The organism is Anaerobium acetethylicum (assembly GCF_900096945.1).
Lineage (GTDB): Bacteria > Bacillota > Clostridia > Lachnospirales > Lachnospiraceae > Anaerobium > Anaerobium acetethylicum.
Genome location: NZ_FMKA01000023.1, coordinates 26,942 through 47,154 on the forward strand (window position 1 = coordinate 26,942; position 20,213 = coordinate 47,154).

Genomic DNA, 20,213 nt, shown 5'->3' on the forward strand with positions numbered 1-20,213 from the left:
GTTTGTTTGCGGTTAACCAGAACTATTTACGCCGAATCTATTGACGAACCAGAAGTTCCGATATATACTTAATCAGAAGTTAACTGACAAATATGATTATATTAATAATTCGGAAGTTTGTCAATAGTTATTCAGAAGTTTTAACCATTTCTTGGAAAGAAGGTATGACCATGACTTTTGGTGAAAAAGTGAAAGAAGCAAGAATATTAAAGAATTTATCGCAGACGGAGCTTGCTGCGATTACCGGAATTTCAGAACGTTCTCTTTATACATATGAACAGCTTGATACAATTCCCAGAAAAAACAATCTCAAAAAATTGGCAGATGCACTTAATGTCTCTGTCTCTTATTTAGTAGATAATGAAGAATCTGATACGCAAAAGAATATAGAAAATGAAGAGTTCATCGATCAGGTAAAAGATAAGTTCGGATATAAAGGAGCGAAAGAAGCTCGGGATGTTATAGACCGCGCCGGTGCTTTATTTGCAGGCGGTGATTTAGATGATGATGCAAAAGAAATATTTATGCAGTCTTTGATGCAGGTTTATATTTCTTCAAAGAAAGAAGCCTCCGAAAAATTCTCCAGAAAGAAAAAAACGAAGCCGCCAATTGACGACTCCGTATTATAGTACAGCATTTTATTGTAGACTTACCGCGAGCTAGACTGTAAACTCAAAGCTCCAGAAGCCGTTCACGGCAATCATCTCATCTTGAATTCAAAATATATCAAAGGAAGTGACCCGTATGACGATTGATTATATTGTCAACCAGGTGGAAGCTTTGGTAAAGAAAGCTGGAAGTCGAGATCCATATATTATTTGCAATGCACTGGACTACAAATTGCACTATATGGACTTGAAGCAACGATTAAAGGCTTATTACTTTTACCAGTCACGCATCAACAATATCATTATTGATGAAAATGTAATCGAGGTATTCCGTCCCATCCTTATCGCTCATGAATTGGGCCATGGAATGCTCCATAAGGAAATTGCAATGATGTCTGGATTCCAGGAACTGGAGGTTCTTGAAAAGCGTTCTGATAAGCCTATGGAATACGAAGCCAATCTATTTGCAGCCGAGCTTTTGCTTGAAGATGAAACCGTTTTGAAACTTTTAAATGAATACACATTTTTTGAAACTGCAAGTATGCTCAACGTGCCTGCAGCTCTTTTGGATTTCAAATTTGGGATACTGAAGGCAAAGGGGTATGGGATCAGCTCTTTGCATTATGGGAAGTCTGATTTTTTGAAAGAGAATATTGGGGCTTACAATTGAGCAGTCTTGTTGCTGCTTTGTCATCTCGCTCTTTCCCCTGACATGAAAAGCAAATTTAATACGCTAATGAATGCCATAGACCATTTCGTGCCTTTGCTTCAAATGTATATATCACAGGAACTGTAAATGGGATTTCTCTTATAGAAAAAATAGAATATAACGAATAACCCTTTTACAAAAAGCCTGGTTAGCACTTAATGATATGGCCTTTTACCTGAGTGCCTCCACCACTTTGAAATCTGATAATATACAAGTTCGGCTGCCGCTCACTACGGTGCACTCACGAATCACTCCATTATTTTCCACAATATAGACCATATCGTCAGTTTTAAATTCTGCTGCCATAAATGCCTCCCCTCCAAAAAAAGAAAAACCAGCTCAAAGGGAAATCAGAGCCGGTCCATCCTTTATATTATTCTGTTACAACTTTACCGCGTAAAGTGATACCTTCTACAACCCCATGTAAATACGCCCCTGATGCAAGTTGCCGTTGCTAGTGCTTATTACATCCAATATTTTGTTAAATCATTGTTTCTGTTCATGACTTAACCCGGCACAAAAAGATTGCAGCATAAAATTCATCTGCTGCCGTTGCACGTATCCCTCTTAATAAGTATACTCCTTCAGAGAATCTTTAAATGCATCTTTGATACATTCTTCCATCTCCAATATCGGGGCCCATATTGATTGGTCTGTTTAACAAATACCCTTGGTAGCAAACCTATTCTTATTTTATCAAACAATCATTTGTTTGCCAGCACGAAGGACGATATAACCTCCAAATTGAAATAATCATCTTAAATCAATTTAGAGGTTAAATATACATTAGTACACACCACTTTTTTAGTTTAATATTATTTTCAATTACTATCATCTAGAATTAATCCAGAGTATATTTGTAGTGAGGTAATCTAAATTGGTCACTCATTACGGTGGCAGTTAATTTAGAAAACATTTTTTAATCGTCTGAATATCTGTAATAAGATTTTGGGCCTGCGCTATCATATCATTACGCAACGGATACATATTATAATAATTTTCTATGATAATCCATCCTTCAAAATGATGCTCTTTCAAAAACTTCATCTGATCATAAAATAAGGTGTTACCTTCTCCAAGCAGCTTTCCTCCCGGAAACTGAATGCCATCTTTCGTATGCAGCTGATTATCCATCAAATCGAATAGATTTTCTAATTGCTCACATTGATCCATGTCAAAATTATATTTAAAATTTTGCGTATCAAAGTGCACTTTTAAATTAGAATGGCCTACTTTCTCCATGACTTCCCGCTGACGTCTCCAATCCAATGCGTTTTCTGTAAGAATATCAATCCCCTTTTTCTTCGCAACTCCACACGCAAATTGTAATGTTTCAATGGTATTTTCAACATGCTGTTCTTCTGTAATTAAATTCTTCAGAAAATTTGGAATCATGATTTTTCTAATATTCATTTTATCCGCAGTCTCAACAGCGATTTCAATCTGCTCTAAGGCAATTTTTGTGTTTTTTGTGTCTTTACCATTAATAAATTCATGTTCCATCACATCGTTTAGAACAATTGCCGGATAAGCGATATTATATTTTTCACCTTCCTCGATGTAAGATTTCCGAACCAACTCCTGTGCTAATGGATACCCCATCTCATAGCTGCCAAGTTCTAACTGAATTCCATCCAGTCCTGCCGCCCTTGCAATCCTGGGTGCGTAATAGCCGGCACCCGGAAGTCCCCAGGCTACAGCACCGATTTTAATTTTTTCCATATTCAACGCCTCTCCCTTTAACTTATCATTCAAGGTTATTATGTTTCGCATACATATCGTCATTGCTGATTTGCAACTTTTCCATGAGCATCAGAACCATTGTATCAAAAAACACCTCTACTACCTGTTCAAACAGGGTTCCCATCGGCTGTATGGATACATTACTCTGTGAAGCCTTTGGTTTTGCATCAATTATAAACACAATATCGCTTAACTTACTTATTGTGGATTCCGCTATTCCTGTAATTGCAACAATTTTAACCCCTAATTCATGTGCCCTGCAAGCATGTTCAATCAGATTCGGAGTTTCTCCAGAGCCAGTGCAAATGATCAGCAAATCTCTTTCTTCAATTGCTGGTGTAGTAGCCGCCGAAGTTTCATACGCCGTAATTCCCATTTGGGAAAGACGCATAGCAAATGCCTTTGCCTGTAATCCACTTCTACCTTTCCCATCGCAAAATACGCTTTTTGAGTTGACGATTGTATTTACAAAATCATTTATTTTATTATCACTTACTATTGACTTTGCACAATCAGATATTTCCTTTAAAATTTTTTCTCTATACTCGCCATAGGTCATTGGCATACCTCTTTTTCATTCTATTTATTTTGCTTTATTACTATCTTGCCTTCACAAGAAGGCTTTTTAACACGGAACTATTTATTTTTTAACTTTTGCAAGCAGGTTCTTAAATAAGGATCCGTCACTTCCATTTTGTTTTATATAATCAATATATACTGCAATAAGGATAACAATTCCCTGAACTACATATTGCCATGAAGAATCAATTCCCAATAAATTCATACCGTTTTTTAAAACCCCAATAACAATTACTCCGATAACCGTTCCTGAAATACTCCCTCTTCCGCCACTCATACTTGTTCCACCGAGTACAACCGCTGAAATAGCATCCATTTCAGCCCCATCGCCTAATATCATGGTTGCAGTAAATGTACGTCCTACTGTCAAGATACCTGCAAGTGAAGCAAGAATACCACTGTATAGAAACACAAAAAATGTAATTTTTTTAACATTGATTCCCGAATATTCGGCAGCCTGGCTATTACCGCCTACCGCAAAAATATGTCTTCCCAACTGTGTCTTATTTAAAATGAAGGAAGAAACAGCAATAACCGCAATAATTGTAAATAGCTGAATTGGAACTCCTAATATTGTTCCCATTCCCCAGAATGTATAAGAATCATCCAATACGGCAATTGTCTTTGCACCTGTATAAATACGTGCAAATCCTCTTCCAATATTCATCATTGCGAGAGTAACGATAAATGCTGGTATATTGGTTCTTGATATGATTAAACCATTAATCATGCCAACAATAAGACCACATCCAAGCCCAATTGCAATTCCTACATATACCGGAAATCCGTTCCATGTAATCATCCCGGCACTGACACATCCCGCTATCGCAATGACGGAACCAACCGATAAATCAATGCCTGCCAGTAAAATCACAAACGTCATTCCGCATGCTAAATATAAGTTAATCGTAATCTGTCTTATAATATTGAAAAGATTTGTCATTGTTGCAAATTTATCCGTGAACATTGTTAATAAAACACTGAGTATAACAAGTCCCAAGAGGATTCCAAAGTTTGTTTTAATAATATTTACAAATGAACTTCCAAAGTCCAAACTCTTTTCCTTTTTTGCTTTCATGTTTATCACATTCATGTTTATCTCCTTCATCTTTATCACCTACCTATTTCTTTTGTCGCCAATTTCATTATTTTTTCCTGCGAAAATTCTGACCGTTCTAAAATTCCTGTTGTATAACCCTGATTCATGACTACGATTCTGTCACACATATTAATTAATTCCGGCATTTCCGAGGAAATGAAAATAACAGATAATCCCTGTTCCGTCAATTTATCAATCAAATGATAAATGTCCGATTTTGTCTTAATATCAATTCCTCTGGTTGGTTCATCCAAAATCAGCACAGATCTGGTAACTAACAGCCATCTGCTGATAATGATTTTTTGTTGATTTCCTCCACTAAGTTTCCCAATTTCCTGTTCAATACTAGAGTATTTTGTCTTCATCACATCATCAACGTATTTTCTGGTCAGCTCAATCTCTTTTTTCACATCATAACGTCCGCGTTTTATGAATTCATCTAATACCTCAATGGTTGTATTAAATCGAATGCCTTGCGTTGCATAAATTCCCGCTTTTTTTCTATCCTCCGGAACAAATCCAATTCCTGCCTTCATTGCATCTTTTGCATTTCTTATGCGTATCTCTTTATCATTCATATAAATGCAGCCACTGTCCATACTTCTCAGTCCAAAAATACAACTCATTGTTTCGCTCCGTCCTGATCCAACCAATCCGGAAAATCCAAGTACTTCTCCTTTTTTTAAGTCGAAATCAACTTTTTTTACTTCTTTTCCTGAAGCCAAACCTTTTACTTTAAGCACAACTTCCTCTGTCGAATGGTTGTGTTTCTGATATAAATCTCCCAGTGTCCTTCCTACCATAAGTGCTACCAGCTGGTCCCCTGTGACTTCTTTTGTTTTGACTGTATCTATGTATTGTCCATCTCTCATAACTGTTATTCGATCTGCTATAACATCTAACTCAGCCATTCTATGGCTAATATATATAATTCCAACCTTCTTTTCCTTCAACTGTCTAATCGCACTGAACAAGGCATCCACTTCACTATCAGTCAGTGACGAAGTTGGTTCATCCATAATGATAATCTTAGCTCCGAATGAAATAGCCCTAATAATTTCTATCATCTGCTGTTGTGCAATATTCAATTTACCTACTAACTGCTGTGATGTTAACTCAAGCCCCATGGACTCCAAAAATTCCTGTGCCTGCCGATTCATCTTTTTCCTGTCCACAATACCTGCTTTATTTTTTGGTTCCTGCCCAAGAAAAATATTTTCAGCTATTGTTAGATATGGAATCAGCATCAGCTCCTGATGTATTACTCTTATTCCATGTTGTTTTGCACTTTCTACATCCGTTATTTCGATTTTCTGACCTTCTACACTTATTGTTCCACTATCCCTTTTATATACTCCGCCTAATATTTTAATCAGCGTCGACTTTCCAGCTCCATTTTCGCCCATTAGTGCATGCACTTCTCCGGCTTCGAGTTCCAAATGAATATCATTTAGCACATTTACACCCGAAAAGGACTTCGATATACCATTCATTTCCAGCAAATGTCCCATTACCTATCTCCTTATAAAAGAGGGGGTGCCTCTTATTATGATTCACCCCCAACATTCTGTTATTCTTACTGCCAACCTTCACTTAAATACTCTTTGATATTTGTCTGATCAATAGAAAATGCCGGAACATTAATCTGAAAGTTATCCAGTTCTTTTCCTGCGGCAAGGGTTTGCGCTGCCTTGTAACATTCAACACCTATTTTGATTGGTGACTGTGCTGCTGTCATTTTATAAATACCATTTTTGGCGATTACCTGTTTTGCTTCTGGTGCTCCATCAACTCCATAGATATTTGCTTTTGTCCCTGTCGTCGTCAAGGCCGCATATGCACCCATACCTGCCTGGTCATTAATACTAAAAATCGCTACGATGTCCGGATGGGCCTGTAAAATATCACTTGTAATATTCTGACCTTTTTCTACAGTACCTTCTGCATCAAAGGTCGCAACTATATTAAATCCTTTTCCTTCAATTGTTTCAAGAAATCCTGCTTCCCTATCAATACACGCACTGTTTGCCGGGTAGTTCAGCACTGCAATATCTCCACCCTCTGGCAGATCAGCAATCATAGCCTCTGCGCACAGAACTCCTGCCAGTTTGTTATCTGTTGCAACATATGCATCTACAAGATCAAGATTTGCAACCGCTGAATCAAAGTTGATAACCGGGATTCCTGCTTCATCTAATTTTTGAAGCGCCGGCTCAATTGCGTCACGATCTACCGGATTTAAAAATACTGCATCCACACCCTGCGCTATAAAATCCTCGATGATCTGAATCTGTTTTGTGCTATCCTGCTGCGCATCCACAACAACTGTCTTATTTCCATCTGCTTCTGCCTGTTCTGTAATAGAATCCGCTACTGTCTTAAAAAAATCAGATTCTATCCAATAGGTAATTCCGAAAGTTTTTCCACCTTTGCCTGCCGAATCTGATGCCTCCACTTCCGCAGTTGCGCCTGCCGTGTCTGTTGACGCATTCTCTGTTGTCTTGCTTCCGCATCCAACCAGTAAACCGATTGTCATAACTGCCGCCATTACCATTGCTAACTTTCTTTTCATCATACTAATTTCCCTCCTGGTTTTTATATTAATTATTTGAAATAATTAATTTCCTAGTATTTATTCATCTATATCAGCCAGTAATCCAAACTCATCTTTTAAAGCTTCATAGAACCTGTCATATAGTTTATGGTATTTCTTGTATTTTTCCATATCGTTCCTGTTGCAATATATAGTCTTATCTTCTTTTACAAATTCTTCACAAGCCTTCTGTATGTTTTCAAATACCCCGGCCGCCACACCTGCCAGAATACAAGCTCCATAGGCTGGACCTTCTTCCTGTTTCAGTGTTTTTATGTCGCAATCATACAGAGCCGCCATTATTTTCTGCCATACAGGACTCTTGCTGCCTCCGCCACACACTCTCATCGAATTCACGACCGTTCCAATGCTTTTAAGAATATTGTTACAGTCGGCCAGAGAATAGCTGACTCCTTCCATAACTGCACGCAATAAATTTTCCTTTTTATGAACCGCATTCAGTCCAAGGAAAGCACCCCTGTATTTAGGATCCATGTGTGGCGTTCTTTCTCCCATTAAAAATGGCAAAAATATTAATTTGTCACTACCTATAGGTACTCGGTCTATCTTTTCATTCATAAGAGAATATACATCCATCTCCCGCTCTTCGGCTTCCACATCATAATCTGTGCAGAAATTATTTTTAAACCACTCTAATGACAATCCAGCTGACTGCGGCCCTCCCATTGTGTGCCAGCATCCCGGAACAGCGCAACAGCAGATATGCAAGCTGCCTTCTGGTATCTCTTTATAGGAATCCAAATGTGTATACACTATTGCAGATGTTCCTATTGTAGTAAATGCTTCTCCGTCATTTACTACTCCTGTGCCAATCGCTGCTGACGCATTATCGCTTGCTCCTGCCACAACTATGGTTTTATCGCTTAATCCACATATATCTGCAATTTCTTTCTTTACCGTCCCCGTTATCTCCTGCGATTCATGGACTGTTCCAAGCAAATTCTTATCAATATGAAGTGCATTCAATATTTCATCTGACCAGCATCGGTTTTTTACGTCTAAAAGCTGCATTCCGGAAGCATCCGATACGTCTGTTGCAAATTCACCTGTAAGAACCTGTCTGATATAGTCTTTTGGAAGAAGAATATGCCTGCACACCTGATATTTTTCAGGCTCATTGTCTCTCGTCCATAAAATTTTGGCAGCCGTCCATGCTGCAAGTGGCGGATTCGCTGTTATTTGCAGCCATTTGGATAATGGCAGTATTTCGTGCATTTCCTTTACCTGCTTTTCTGTTCTTTGATCGCACCAGATAATTGATTTTCCAATAGGTTCGTTCTTTTCATCCAACATAACCAAGCCATGCATCTGACCCGAAAGACCAATCCCCAGAATTTCTTCTTTTTCCACACCTGCCTGTTCCACCACTTCTTTTATCGTTTTCAAAACAGCATCTTTCCAGTCTGATGGGTCTTGTTCCGCCCATCCATTCTGAGGCTGATACATTGGATATTGCTGCAATGCAGATGCTACAATCGCTCCATTTTCATCAATCATTATTGTTTTTGTTGCACTTGTTCCCAAGTCAATCCCTATTAAATACGGCATGATGCGTCCTCCTGTACTTTTTCAATAATCGCGTTAAATTCATTAATATTACTCCGAATATCACCTTGAAATAGTGCTTTTCCTGATACAATTACGTTTGCACCCGCCGCTAAAACATCTGCTAAATTACGTACATTAATATCTCCATCTACTTCAATGTCCCTTTCTATATTGAGGCTTTCCAATCTTTTCTTTAAATTTCTGATTTTATCAATAGATGTTTCAATAAACTTTTGTCCCGCAATTCCCGGTTTAACGGTCATGAGATGTATTACATCTGCCTTTTTCAATATTTCATCATCCAACGCATCCAGACTTGTAAATGGATTTATTGCAATTCCCGCCTTTAAACCAATATGTTTTATATAATCAATTGTCTCTTTGACATCCTCACAAGCTTCATAATGCACACTTATAATATCAGCTCCTGCTTCCTTAAAGCGATCCACAAAGCGGATTGGCTCTTTAATCATAAGATGAACATCAAAAACAAGATTTGTGTCGGTCCGAATGCTCTTTAACATTGCAAAGCCAAATGAAAGATTTGGGACGAAATTTCCATCCATAACATCTATATGTATATAATGCGCTCCAGCCGATTCCATTTGTTCCAGTTGTCTTTGAAGGCATTTAAAATCTGCCTCCAACAAGGATGGCGCTATTTTATTCATATTACTTATCTCCTGACTAAATTTTATTTTGATCAATTGCATCCTGTATTTTTTTTAACTGCTTCATATGATTATTCCCAATTTTTGTAGCATATCCTAAATACAGAGCATCTAATATAAATTGATCAGCAACTCTTCTTGTAACCTTATCTCTTCCAACCGTCAGATCATTAACAGCAATAAATAAACTAATATCTGTAACTCTCAGCAGTGGTGATTTATTCATTTTTGTAATGGCAATTGTTGTTGCTCCATTTTGTTTCGCAATTTTCATACATTCCACAATGTTTTTAGATCGTCCCTCATAAGATACTGCAATTGCTACATCATCTTCTGTCATATTCCCCGCGACAACAAGTTGTAGCATTGTATCACTGTGTGCTGTGCAATTAATTCCTAATCGACTAAATTTCATGAATGCCAGTTGGCATGCTGCAAATGCATCGCCCACTCCAAAAAAATGTATAGACCTGGCTTTTATTAAAGCGTTACGCGCCTTTTCATATCCTTCGTCTGCCAAAACCAAAGTATCATTTAGTGTTTGAACATTGCTCTGATATACCTTTTTCAGTATTGTTGTCATACTATCCGAAAGTTCAATTCCTTCCGATTCGACTTCAGTTCCATTTGCGATTGTTCTGATAAACTCTTCTTTTAACGACGAATACCCGGAATAACCCATCCGTTTACAGAACCGAATAATTGATGCCTCACTGCTTCCAGATTCCCTTGCAATTTCAGCCAATGTTAAATGTGTGATTGCTTCTGGATTTTCTAATAATGCTTCTGCTATTGCTTTTTCTGCTCTTGGCAGAGATGGTAATAAAAATCTAATTCGTACAAACAAATCATTCATAGCGTGCACTCCATTTTCTGTTTTGTTTTGTAAAGTTATTTGTTGAATAAAATATATCATTTTGTATGATTGAAGTAAATATATGCAATTTTTTTTGTAATAAACGTCTTATTTATACCTTTAGTCCTTGTTTTTCATACGCTTTTTTGTTGATTTTATCTATTTTTATGTTTTTGACACTTCATTTCGGAATAAAAAAAAGCTTAAATACTTCATTTCTAAAAATATAAATGAAGTATTTTGACTTTTCCTACGCATATTTCAATAAGCAGTTATCCATTTTTTTACTTTTTGGTATGGTGGATATACTTTCTTAATACCCCACAATACATTATTAGCGAAGTTTATATTTATTGACAAAGGTCTGGTGTCACCCTGCCTAGTGATTTCCACTCCTAATTAAAAAGACGATAAGACTTTTACATTCCTGCCGTGACTAAGTACTTGGTAAAATTTTCTATTTCTTAGCAACTCATCATTTTTTCACCTTTGCTACTCCCCATCAATACCCCCTCCCACATCCCAAGTTTATGTAAACCTCCAAACCGAAGCAACAAAAACCACTTCAGTTTGGATACTTTATCTATGACTAAAAAGAATATTTATGCCCTCAGCATCAATAACTTCACCTCTTCAAATCTGCTATGCAAATCGAGAATTATTTTCATTTGTTAACGAAACCCTCTTTACCTAATTCTTCACTTCTTTCTTCAGGATTTTTCGTAATCTTGTTTGGTAAGTTTGACCCAAGTATTTCCTTGAATAATTTCAACTCCTCCTTATCAAGAGACACAGCAAATTCAAAATCCATCCCCTTTTCGTTCATTTCATTTTCTTTATCTATAATCTTACAAACAAGACGCAACAACACATAATTTTCTCTGGAAAGACGGATCCCTTCTTTAAAGGAGATGTCCCCTCTTTCCAATTGTACTTGCTGTATTGCAATCTTCTCCTGAATTATCCGCTTTACTTCCGGCGCTTCTTCGATTTTTATGCTTATCGTCGCTTTTGTTGTTCTGGATTGTCCCCACTCTCTATGAAGCTCTTTCATCAAAAATTCCATATTTCCTAAAATTTCATTTTTTATTGCTTTGTTCATATCAATTTCCTCCATGTAGAATAGCGGAAACCATTATGGCCCCGCTTCCCTGTTTTCTCTCTCTTATTTATGGTCTTCCTATCAACACGATACTGCCTGGATTTGGCACATCACGGTACACGACGCCGATTCTTTCATTTGCCGCTTCAACCACTTTCCCACTTCCCGCATAAACCGCGACATGACTGATATCCTTGTATCGTCCATTGCTGCAGTAGCTATAGAATATCAAATCTCCAGGCTGCAGTTCTTCATAGGTCACTGTCTTGCCCGCCTCTTCCAATCCCTGCCCTTCTGCCGCTGCCGTTGTTGCTCCACCAAAACTGATGTCCACGCCTGCTGCCCTCCAGGAATAGTAGGCAAGCGAGCTGCAGTCGTAATAGCTTCCACTGTCACGGTAAGCCTGGCTATACGGATATCCCACTTTGGAAAGCGCAAAGGATACTGCCTGCTTTGCCTTCTGATCCGTGATTCCGCTGACTATCTCAGCTTTCTGGCTTACTGACAATTCGGATACCGTATTCGCTCCTTCCATGCTGGCGCCTGTTCCATCTGGATACCCTAACAAAACCAGATTCTCCGGACTCATGATTTCTTCCAGCATTTCAATTTCATAACCTGAAAATCCATACACAGAGACCATATCCTGATAGGTTTTCAGGCTGATATTTACATGTAGAGCAGTTTTGGTCGTCATGGTACCGTCCTCATTTTCGACGGTTTCCATAGCGGCAGAAGTCGTATATGAGCACATATCATCAAAGACCGCTTTCAGCCTTAATTCTGATAATTCGTTCATGTCAGCTGCCATGTCTCCGATTCCGTACTTCACCATATAAACAGCAAGCACGTCATAACAATTTGATGGTGCTGCTGTTCCCTCATAATCGACATAAATAACTTTACCGCTATCATATCCGGCATGTTCTGTTGCCAGCTTAATAACATCCTGGTTAAAATCTGCTTCGTATCTCTTAGCTGCTGACATGACCGTATCCCCTTCGTCTAATGGCGGAAGAAAAGCGGCAAAAGGCGAATTGTAAACAACTGCAATAACAGCAGCCACAGGGATAGCTGCGACAGCACTCAGCAGGAGCAGAGCCATCAAACCCCCGAGAACAGAGATTGCAGCCCCCTTACCAAGAACCATCACCTTACCGGTTATCCTGTCTTTCACAAACTTACCGAAATTATCATTCTGATTTTCTTCCGCCCTCATCTTATCCAGGAAGAACTTGAGTTTACGGCTTCTATCCATTGCCACAAAAGTTCCTGTCGTTTTGGAACCAACCCTCGTTTCTGTCTTTACTGGTTCTTTGACCGCTTTTCTCACCACTGGTCTTGCTGGTTGAATAACCGCTTTCCGGTCATGGCTACCGGCGATTTTCTTTTCAGCTTCCACCTTCTTAAGCTTACCCTTTCTTTCCGAAAGTCCATTCTTCTGAAAGAGTCCTGTACCCCTTGAAGCAGTACCAGCAAGGATTCCGGCCGTGCCATAAGCAATTCCTGCTGCTTTTTGGACATCCTCCCCTCCTTCCATCTGATCTGTGAAAGTTTTTGCCCCGATAGCTCCTGCAAGTTTTATGCATTCCTTCTTTGACTTGTCAAACTGCTTTAGATCCTTATCCGATTTACCCCCTCCTCGGAACAACCCAGTTCGGAACATGTGCCTGGTATGGCTGGTATATCCAGGTGTCCTCATCTTATCTGCGTGTTTCGTTCCGACATCCCTAGGTTCATGCAGATGCAGTCTAGCTTTCTTTTTGATATGGATGATTATTGGCTTGTCATCTATCTTTTTTATTTTCAGTTTATTCACCTCTTTTCCTAAAAAAAGCATCCAGGTTCATGGCCTGAATGCTTCTTCTACATCAATATTTGTTCTGGTATTTCCTGCTTCTATCCCCTATCCTGAAATGGCATAGACAATGGTAGCGGCTTATTATTCCTGCAATTCCCTCTTGCAGTGTTTCAGAATCGTGTTCAGTTTTGAGTGATATCGATTTTTCACTTCATAAAACGGGATCCAAATACCTGCCTCCTCAATATGCTCATACACGCTCCGAATAATTTCTTCCTGGGCCTTTCCCTTTGGCAGATCTCTGTGTTCTTTGTAAAACTCATAGGTTGCCTCGTACATCCACAGCCCGATTTTTTCCTTCTGACGTTCCTTTAATTGGGAATAACGCTTATTGGTCTGAAGCAGTCTGCCACCCACCATCTGATGATTCTTTCTGGACATTCCACTCATCCTTTCTATCCTGCTGATCACAATATACCACAACAAATCAACGATGAAAATCCTTTAGCCTTCCATTGGCGATACGGTTCTGCTTTTCTCCTCCGCAATTTTCTCGTGGATGTTAGTACTATAAAGATGATACAGCGCCGTCTGCCTGCTGATTGTGTGATCGAAGCAAACTACAACGGAACCGCACTTGATCAGCCCCATTCCAGATGAACTATTGGTCACAAACCGGAGCTGTGCTTCGGAAATGCCAATCACCTCCGTCATTCTGGAACTGTCCGTATTCGCCTGCTTCAGCAACGCCACAAACTCAGAATTAGCGAGCATGGTCGTTGCCGTATAGTTCTGTAGAAGGTCCACCAGGTTCTGGGTGATTCCCGTGCAGAGCCCGCCCTGCTTTCTTACCTTCTTCCATAACTGCTGCAGATACTTTGCGCTGTATTCGGAATTCAACAGTACATGGAACTCATCGATATAAAGCCAGGTCGCCCTGCCCCTTTTTCCATTCTCCACGATTCTCTGCTGAATGGACTCCATCATGATGAGCATGGTTACCGGCGAGAGCTCTGCTCCAAGATCCCGAATCCCATATACCGTAAAGCGGTTTTCCACATCCACATTAGTCTGATGGTTGAAGATATTCAGTGAGCCATTGACAAAGAGTTCCAGCGACAGCGCAATGTCCTTCGCTTCTTCCTCCGGCTGGTTAAGCAGAAGCTCATAGAAGTCCGACATGACCGGGATAAATTTCTCGCTGCTCCTCGCAATGTCAACGTACAGTTTCCTGACGCAGCGGTCAATGATTGATTTCTGCCTGGAATTCAGTGTGTCTCCCATGCACTGTTCACAGAGCCCCAGCATAAATTCTCCCTTTTCCCGAATCCAGCCTTTCGAATCATTCTGGTCCAGGTTCCATACGTCCAAGGACAGCGGGTTCACATAATTATCCGTGTACGTTGACATGTTCACTACGGTTCCCCCATACGTATGGGCAATGTCAAAGTACTCGTGTGTGGGATCGATTACGATGATTTCATCCTTGCCTCCTAAGAATACCGACCCCATTTCCATCTTGCAAAAGAAGGATTTGCCGGATCCCGGAACGCCGAATACGAACCCATTCCCATTGATCAGCTTCTTTCGATCTCCGATATTGATATTTCTGGACACCTGATTTATGCCGTAATAATTGCCGCCGATATCGTTCAGCTCCTGCACATTAAAAGGCATTAGGACCGCAAGGCTCTGGGTAAGCATGGTCCGCATGGTTTCCACCTGTCGGACTCCGATTGGCAGCGCGGTATTCAGTGCTTCTCTCTGTCGTAGGAAATGTGTCTCTATGCTGCAGCCGTTCCTCTTCCCGATGGTTTCTACCGTTTCCGAGATGCTGTCCAGTTCCTCTTTTGTATCTGCCATCAGGATAATCGTGACCGCTGCATAGAATAAGCACTGGTCATTCTCCCGCACATCATCCATAATTGCCTCGATTTCTTTCTTCTCCGTCCTCTTCGCATATGAGATTTCCGATGAGAAGTCACTGTTCTTGTTCCGGACTCTCTGCTGTCTGATGATATCCGACTCGATTCCGAGGTACTTCTTTTGCAGCATCCTTGTCGTCAGCTCCTTTGGAATCGGCACTACATCGATGCTGGTTATGGAATGTACCGGGAGGGACGTGATTTCATTGAGGAACCTGTCGGATAGGCTGCTCGGATATTTCTTTACAAACAGTGTCCTGCAGTATTTCCGTTCATCCTCGAAGTGGTCCGGATAGTATTTCACCATCCCATTGCACAAATCATTCTTGAAGTCGCTGCCGATGGTTTTATATTCCTTCAGGTTGAACTGGAACTCTCCCTCATTCCCTAAGTGGTAATAGTCATAAAGGACTTTCAGCCTTTCATTTCCTGATAACGGAACAATCGCTGCGCCCAGTTCCTCGAATGCCTTATGGATGGCCGCCTCCAATGTCGCAAACTGTGCTTTCGCCTCCTCAAAATTCTTTCGGACAATGGCAACGGTCAGATATCTCTCCTGTTCAATCCCCTGTTTTCCCTCCACAATCTTCTCTTCGATGATATCATTATAGATTTTTCGGAAGTGATTATACCCGTCGTTCTGATCCTGTATCAAAACAAGCCTTCTCAAATCCTGCATGTTCTTGTTCTTATTGTTGATTGTAATCTTAAAATTACAGTCCATGGAATTCAGGAACCTGCAGTACCGTTCAAAAATATTGATCTGTTCTTCCTCATTCGTAGTTGTGTAGTTGATATCCTGAAAGCGGTAGCATTTGGAATAGCGGTTCTTAGCCACCTCAAAGATGCCATTCTCTGCTACCGCCATGATTTCAATGGTTTCCTGGATGGACCTTGGGGTGCGGTATAATGGCTCGCTTGCCTTTTTCAGTTCCCTGAATCCATCTGAAAAGAATAATCCCATCTGTTTTCCCTCGCTTTCTATGATTTTCTCTTTACAAAAGCCCAGAACTGTTCCTGGTTTCTGGCCTTATTTTCTGGTTTATTTACAGTCTCCTGCCCGAACTCCCGGATGGCTGCCTCCCCTTCCGTCGATGCATAGGCTAACACCTTATTCGCAAAGGCAAATCGGAGCTTCCTTCCCATCACTTCATAGAAGCCCATTCCGTTGTAAGAATAGTAGCCTCCTAATGCGATGGGAGCGACGACCGGAACGGCCACATAAGAAGCTGCTGTCAGTCCGATATGGCGATACGACACCAGTATCAGACCTGCCCCGCTGATCAGACTAACCATGGAAAACAAGATCTGTCTGGCGGTTAATCCCATCACCACTGATTCCTGGTACCTGTCAATGTCTTTGTTTATTTCAATTACCATGTTGGTTTCCTCCTCTCTACAATCCGAATGCCTTGGCTGTCAGATTCTGTGCTCCTTTCACACTGCCTACCGTAAGTGCGATGGTAAATGTCATCTCGCACAGATAAATAAGTGTCTGTGCCCACCCCGCATAGCTGTCCGTGAATTCCGGCAGACCGGCGCTAAGAAAGGCATTGCAGACGATGATTGCAAGGGCCATTGAAACTGCCTCAAACACAACGGACAGAAAATATTTGAAGTAGGAAACCGCCGTGTGGCTGACGCCGCGATTCCCTCCGATAGTTGAAAAAGCAATTGCTCCCATCGGCACAAGTATCATTAGCTTTAAAAACCGGAAGTACACAGTGTAGATCAGGAAAAAGCCACAGATAATGATAATCATGGACAGCATCGTCGCCAGTATCAGCATGATCAGGCTTTCTCCAAATCCAAGATTCCTGATTGTCTCTGCCTGGATACTGTCAATAGTCAGTATAGCCGTGTTCCCTGCTGACAGCAGACTGATGAGATTTCCTGCCGATGTGAAAAATGCCTTCAGGATCGTCACATTATTTACTACCAGCCATTCTGCAAGGGCGACGCGGATCATCATTCTAAGAATCGCCTCAAACCGCATTTCCTCCCGGATGTCAACGCTCTCTGAACAGAATCCGATTACGAAAAACAGCACGACCAGGGACGATCCGACTGCCACAAAGACTGGCTCGATATTCTCAATCACTGCCCATGGACCTCCTCCTTTGAAATTTACTGGGGACTGTCCAAGCAGGGAGAACACCAGTGATACCTGGCTGTTCCAGAAACCGAATACGATTTCAAGCAAATCGAGGATTTTTTCTCCAAGTTTGAATATATCCAAATAACCTCACCTCATTTCTATAACGCCCGGGCCATCCTGCCCAGGCACTCTCTGTGATATCTTAGAATCCTAAGAAGCTTAATACCGTTGATATGCCCGCCATCATAATACCCGCCACGATACCCTTTAAAGCAGAGTTCATGGTGGAGGAATCCTGCTGCTGGTATGCCTGTGCAAATTCCATGACGTTCTTTGCAAGTATAATGACACCTACTGCACCGATTACGGAAATCACCAGTGTCTTCAAGTTATCCAGCGGCTGTGTTACCACAGAAGTTCCGGATGCCGCAGACACCTGTACGGTCATGAGACTTGCCGCCATCAGGCATCCTGCCGCTGCCGTCTGCACCCTTCTTTTGCACTTTGCAAAATGGGGAGCCGTCCTCGTTTCCATTGTTTTTACCACATCTTCACTCTTTCTCATTTTTCGATCTCCTTTTCATTAAAATCGGAGCATAGAAGAACCAGATGCATCCACCTGGCACTTATATCTCCTTATTGCTGCTTCCTCTATCGAAGGAAACTGCTCCCATCTGCCTCATAGTTTTCCCTGATTTCACGCATCTGCTCCACCGGGACATCCGGATAAAAGTATGCCAGAATATCCTCTTTGGGCATTCCTGCGGCAAATGCAAGCCTTAGCTCTTCTTTCTGCTCCTGCGAATACTTCCAGCTGATCATTCGTTTCGTAATCGTATCTGCCCCTGTAATCTGATGTCTTGCTTCTGCATCCGAATTATTGGCCTTTCCTGCCGCCTTTCCCTTACTCACTTCATCCCTGTTTTCTTCGGCGTACCTCAGTCCTTTTTTTTGTGCTGAATTCCTCTGTTCCTTTTGAATGGATTCCTTTATCGAAGCAAAACGGCTTCCCAGCTCTGCATCGCCAAGCAGCATGAACTCCTCGCAGGTCACCTCATCGATATAGATATTTTCCCCTCTTTCCTTCCGCATTTCATAATGCCTCAAAGCTTTGGGGGACAGCAGTTCAAAAGGCGGACCAAGCAGACTGCTTCTCCCTGAAGCACGGTGCACGTACACCTCTCCCTTCCCATCTGCGGTCTGGTCGAAGGCCGGATGTGCAAACGGCACATACTTGTTATCCAGGATAGGATCGAACCCCCTGATGAAGATAAGGCACTTCTTGTTATCCAGCTTTCTTGCTTCATCCGGCGTTAATAATTCTCTTCCCAGAACGTCATAATTCCTGCTTGCGCTGCCCTGTTTTCCCCTTGTCTCTCCGGTGGAACGTTTATCGATTGTGCCCTTGCCAAGCAGCTCTGATATATACTTATGGGTTCCGACTTCATTTCCCCCAAGATATACCAGCGTATCGCAATTGCCTGGTACGGTCTCCCATGTATCCTTAAACAAAGCCTTGATCTGGGCCAGGTTCTGGATAATGATTACACTGCTGATTTCTCTGCTTCGCATGGTCGATAACAGGGAGCAGAAATCATCAGGAAGTGCGACATTGGCGAATTCATCCAGCAATAAAGTCACATGAATCGGAAGTCTGCCTCCGCAGTTAAAATCTGCCTGATAGTAAAGTTCCTGAAATACCTGCGTATAGAGGAGGCCGATAACAAAATTGTAGGATTTGTCCGAATCCGGAACGACACAGAATAAAGCGGTCTTTGTTTCCCCGTCGCCATTTACTCCAATCCCAAGCTCTGCGATGTTCATTTCATCTTTCGATAAGATCCGTAGTACCTGCTTATTCTCCAGGAAGGCAAGCCTGGAATTGGCACTGATGATGATAGAGCGGACCGTATCTCCTGCACCGCGCATGCACTTGCTGTACTGCTTCACTGCCGGATGGTTTGCTCCAAGCGCCGACTTCTCTTCCAGAGCCTTCATCCTTGCATCGAGCTTTGACTGTTTGTTCTGCTCTGTCACTTCCGCTTCCCCGATCAGCTTCAGGACTGTTTCGAAATTCCGCCCGGCCGGCTTCTCCTCCATCCACACATAATAAAAGATGGACTGCAGGAACAGGCTTTCTGCCTTCTCCCAAAATGGATCGGAAGATGTGCTTCCTTTCGGGGTCGTATTGGCTATCAGGTTGGTAATCAGCTTTATAACGTCTGTCTCCTCCCGGATATAGGAAAACGGGTTATAGCAGTCGGACTTGTCCATCTCTAAAAGATTGATTACCTTGACGTTATATCCGTTGTTCTTTAGCATCTGTCCACAGCTTCTAAGGATTTCTCCCTTGGGATCTGTAGCGATAAAAGAGCAGCGATGGGGCATCTGCATCAGATTCGGTTTGACGCCATAGAACGTTTTTCCTGCACCTGAACCGCCAATGATGAGGACATTATTATTCAGTTTCGTATGCCTGGTATCTAAACTCATCCTTACATTCTGGCTCAGGATTCGGTTGAAATCCCTGTCCTTATCTGCAAGAACCTTATTGATCTGCTTCACATTGGCAAAACGAGCCGTTCCATACTCTTTTCCCGGCATATAGTTCCTTTGACTGGTATAATGCATGACGACGGCAATGGCATAAACGGCCAGTGCGATGCCCACTGCTTTGGCTGTGTTCGGGTTCAGATAGTCCGCCATCGGCTCCTGACACACTGCCTGAAAGCTCTCCAGAAATGAATTGATATCCATTCCCTCTTTCCATGCACCATTTATCAGATATCCACCGTATCCCGACAGAATCGCTCCTAACAGGATTGACAGGACCGATGGCTTCTTCTTTGTTGTCTGCATG

General features: G+C 41.4%; 19 protein-coding genes. 2 read left to right on the forward strand and 17 right to left on the reverse strand.

Annotated features, from left to right (window positions below):
• Positions 1-92: 92 nt before the first annotated feature.
• A complete protein-coding gene (locus BJR36_RS14585) occupies positions 93-629 on the forward strand; it encodes a helix-turn-helix domain-containing protein (protein ID WP_242875588.1) in 537 nt (178 codons plus the stop codon).
• Positions 630-744: 115 nt separating this feature from the next.
• Positions 745-1,278, forward strand: coding sequence for an ImmA/IrrE family metallo-endopeptidase (locus BJR36_RS14590; RefSeq protein WP_091235684.1), 534 nt, complete (start codon positions 745-747; stop codon positions 1,276-1,278).
• Positions 1,279-1,488: 210 nt separating this feature from the next.
• On the opposite strand, the gene BJR36_RS20920 is transcribed toward BJR36_RS14590, so the two are convergent.
• The 17 genes from BJR36_RS20920 to BJR36_RS14670 form a co-directional block, all read right to left on the reverse strand.
• A complete protein-coding gene (locus BJR36_RS20920; RefSeq protein WP_278276592.1) occupies positions 1,489-1,623 on the reverse strand; it encodes a hypothetical protein in 135 nt (44 codons plus the stop codon).
• 594 nt (positions 1,624-2,217) lie between these two features.
• Entirely contained in the window at positions 2,218-3,039 is an 822-nt protein-coding gene (locus tag BJR36_RS14595) for a TIM barrel protein (RefSeq protein ID WP_091235687.1), read from the reverse strand.
• Positions 3,040-3,064: 25 nt separating this feature from the next.
• Positions 3,065-3,619, reverse strand: a complete 555-nt coding sequence (gene hxlB, locus BJR36_RS14600) for a 6-phospho-3-hexuloisomerase (RefSeq protein ID WP_169823718.1) — start codon at positions 3,617-3,619, stop codon at positions 3,065-3,067.
• A gap of 81 nt (positions 3,620-3,700) precedes the next feature.
• Positions 3,701-4,717: an ABC transporter permease gene (locus tag BJR36_RS14605; RefSeq protein WP_091235737.1), complete on the reverse strand. Its 1,017-nt coding sequence runs from the start codon at positions 4,715-4,717 to the stop codon at positions 3,701-3,703.
• Between the two features lie 35 nt (positions 4,718-4,752).
• On the reverse strand, positions 4,753-6,249 hold the full coding sequence (locus BJR36_RS14610; protein ID WP_091235692.1) for a sugar ABC transporter ATP-binding protein: 1,497 nt from the start codon (positions 6,247-6,249) through the stop codon (positions 4,753-4,755).
• 65 nt (positions 6,250-6,314) lie between these two features.
• A complete protein-coding gene (locus BJR36_RS14615; RefSeq protein WP_091235694.1) occupies positions 6,315-7,313 on the reverse strand; it encodes a substrate-binding domain-containing protein in 999 nt (332 codons plus the stop codon).
• A gap of 57 nt (positions 7,314-7,370) precedes the next feature.
• On the reverse strand, positions 7,371-8,900 hold the full coding sequence (xylB, locus tag BJR36_RS14620; protein WP_091235697.1) for a xylulokinase: 1,530 nt from the start codon (positions 8,898-8,900) through the stop codon (positions 7,371-7,373).
• Positions 8,888-9,571, reverse strand: a complete 684-nt coding sequence (gene rpe / locus BJR36_RS14625) for a ribulose-phosphate 3-epimerase (protein ID WP_091235699.1) — start codon at positions 9,569-9,571, stop codon at positions 8,888-8,890. Before rpe ends, xylB begins: the two co-directional genes overlap by 13 nt.
• Before the next feature lie 16 nt (positions 9,572-9,587).
• Positions 9,588-10,427 (reverse strand): MurR/RpiR family transcriptional regulator, encoded by an 840-nt coding sequence (locus BJR36_RS14630; RefSeq protein WP_091235702.1) that lies wholly within the window; start codon positions 10,425-10,427, stop codon positions 9,588-9,590.
• 664 nt (positions 10,428-11,091) lie between these two features.
• Positions 11,092-11,529 (reverse strand): hypothetical protein, encoded by a 438-nt coding sequence (locus tag BJR36_RS14635; RefSeq protein ID WP_091235704.1) that lies wholly within the window; start codon positions 11,527-11,529, stop codon positions 11,092-11,094.
• Positions 11,530-11,596: 67 nt separating this feature from the next.
• The gene (locus tag BJR36_RS14640; protein ID WP_091235738.1) at positions 11,597-13,348 is read right to left on the reverse strand and encodes a C40 family peptidase; all 1,752 of its coding nucleotides are present in this window, start codon (positions 13,346-13,348) and stop codon (positions 11,597-11,599) included.
• Positions 13,349-13,471: 123 nt separating this feature from the next.
• On the reverse strand, positions 13,472-13,771 hold the full coding sequence (locus BJR36_RS14645) for a transposase (protein ID WP_139133560.1): 300 nt from the start codon (positions 13,769-13,771) through the stop codon (positions 13,472-13,474).
• Between the two features lie 63 nt (positions 13,772-13,834).
• The gene (locus tag BJR36_RS14650) at positions 13,835-16,219 is read right to left on the reverse strand and encodes a VirB4-like conjugal transfer ATPase, CD1110 family (RefSeq protein WP_091235708.1); all 2,385 of its coding nucleotides are present in this window, start codon (positions 16,217-16,219) and stop codon (positions 13,835-13,837) included.
• Positions 16,220-16,236: 17 nt separating this feature from the next.
• The gene (locus BJR36_RS14655) at positions 16,237-16,635 is read right to left on the reverse strand and encodes a PrgI family protein (protein WP_091235710.1); all 399 of its coding nucleotides are present in this window, start codon (positions 16,633-16,635) and stop codon (positions 16,237-16,239) included.
• A gap of 16 nt (positions 16,636-16,651) precedes the next feature.
• Complete coding sequence (locus BJR36_RS14660; RefSeq protein WP_091235713.1) at positions 16,652-17,494, reverse strand: hypothetical protein; 843 nt, start codon at positions 17,492-17,494, stop codon at positions 16,652-16,654.
• A 61-nt stretch (positions 17,495-17,555) separates the two neighbouring features.
• On the reverse strand, positions 17,556-17,888 hold the full coding sequence (locus BJR36_RS14665; RefSeq protein ID WP_408605724.1) for a hypothetical protein: 333 nt from the start codon (positions 17,886-17,888) through the stop codon (positions 17,556-17,558).
• 116 nt (positions 17,889-18,004) lie between these two features.
• Positions 18,005-20,212: a VirD4-like conjugal transfer protein, CD1115 family gene (locus BJR36_RS14670; RefSeq protein ID WP_091235717.1), complete on the reverse strand. Its 2,208-nt coding sequence runs from the start codon at positions 20,210-20,212 to the stop codon at positions 18,005-18,007.
• Position 20,213: the final 1 nt, after the last annotated feature.

What these genes read in the sequence shown, in the direction of transcription:
- BJR36_RS14605 (WP_091235737.1), bottom strand. Translation starts at nt 4,717, where the DNA reads ATGAAAGCAAAAAAGGAAAAGAGTTTGGACTTTGGAAGTTCATTTGTA.
- rpe (WP_091235699.1), bottom strand. Translation starts at nt 9,571, where the DNA reads ATGAATAAAATAGCGCCATCCTTGTTGGAGGCAGATTTTAAATGCCTT.
- BJR36_RS14595 (WP_091235687.1), bottom strand. Translation starts at nt 3,039, where the DNA reads ATGGAAAAAATTAAAATCGGTGCTGTAGCCTGGGGACTTCCGGGTGCC.
- BJR36_RS14645 (WP_139133560.1), bottom strand. Translation starts at nt 13,771, where the DNA reads ATGTCCAGAAAGAATCATCAGATGGTGGGTGGCAGACTGCTTCAGACC.
- BJR36_RS14655 (WP_091235710.1), bottom strand. Translation starts at nt 16,635, where the DNA reads ATGGTAATTGAAATAAACAAAGACATTGACAGGTACCAGGAATCAGTG.
- BJR36_RS14670 (WP_091235717.1), bottom strand. Translation starts at nt 20,212, where the DNA reads ATGCAGACAACAAAGAAGAAGCCATCGGTCCTGTCAATCCTGTTAGGA.
- BJR36_RS14630 (WP_091235702.1), bottom strand. Translation starts at nt 10,427, where the DNA reads ATGAATGATTTGTTTGTACGAATTAGATTTTTATTACCATCTCTGCCA.
- BJR36_RS14650 (WP_091235708.1), bottom strand. Translation starts at nt 16,219, where the DNA reads ATGGGATTATTCTTTTCAGATGGATTCAGGGAACTGAAAAAGGCAAGC.
- BJR36_RS14665 (WP_408605724.1), bottom strand. Translation starts at nt 17,888, where the DNA reads ATGGAAACGAGGACGGCTCCCCATTTTGCAAAGTGCAAAAGAAGGGTG.
- BJR36_RS20920 (WP_278276592.1), bottom strand. Translation starts at nt 1,623, where the DNA reads ATGGCAGCAGAATTTAAAACTGACGATATGGTCTATATTGTGGAAAAT.
- xylB (WP_091235697.1), bottom strand. Translation starts at nt 8,900, where the DNA reads ATGCCGTATTTAATAGGGATTGACTTGGGAACAAGTGCAACAAAAACA.
- BJR36_RS14590 (WP_091235684.1), top strand. Translation starts at nt 745, where the DNA reads ATGACGATTGATTATATTGTCAACCAGGTGGAAGCTTTGGTAAAGAAA.
- BJR36_RS14585 (WP_242875588.1), top strand. Translation starts at nt 93, where the DNA reads ATGATTATATTAATAATTCGGAAGTTTGTCAATAGTTATTCAGAAGTT.
- BJR36_RS14615 (WP_091235694.1), bottom strand. Translation starts at nt 7,313, where the DNA reads ATGATGAAAAGAAAGTTAGCAATGGTAATGGCGGCAGTTATGACAATC.
- BJR36_RS14635 (WP_091235704.1), bottom strand. Translation starts at nt 11,529, where the DNA reads ATGAACAAAGCAATAAAAAATGAAATTTTAGGAAATATGGAATTTTTG.
- hxlB (WP_169823718.1), bottom strand. Translation starts at nt 3,619, where the DNA reads ATGACCTATGGCGAGTATAGAGAAAAAATTTTAAAGGAAATATCTGAT.
- BJR36_RS14610 (WP_091235692.1), bottom strand. Translation starts at nt 6,249, where the DNA reads ATGGGACATTTGCTGGAAATGAATGGTATATCGAAGTCCTTTTCGGGT.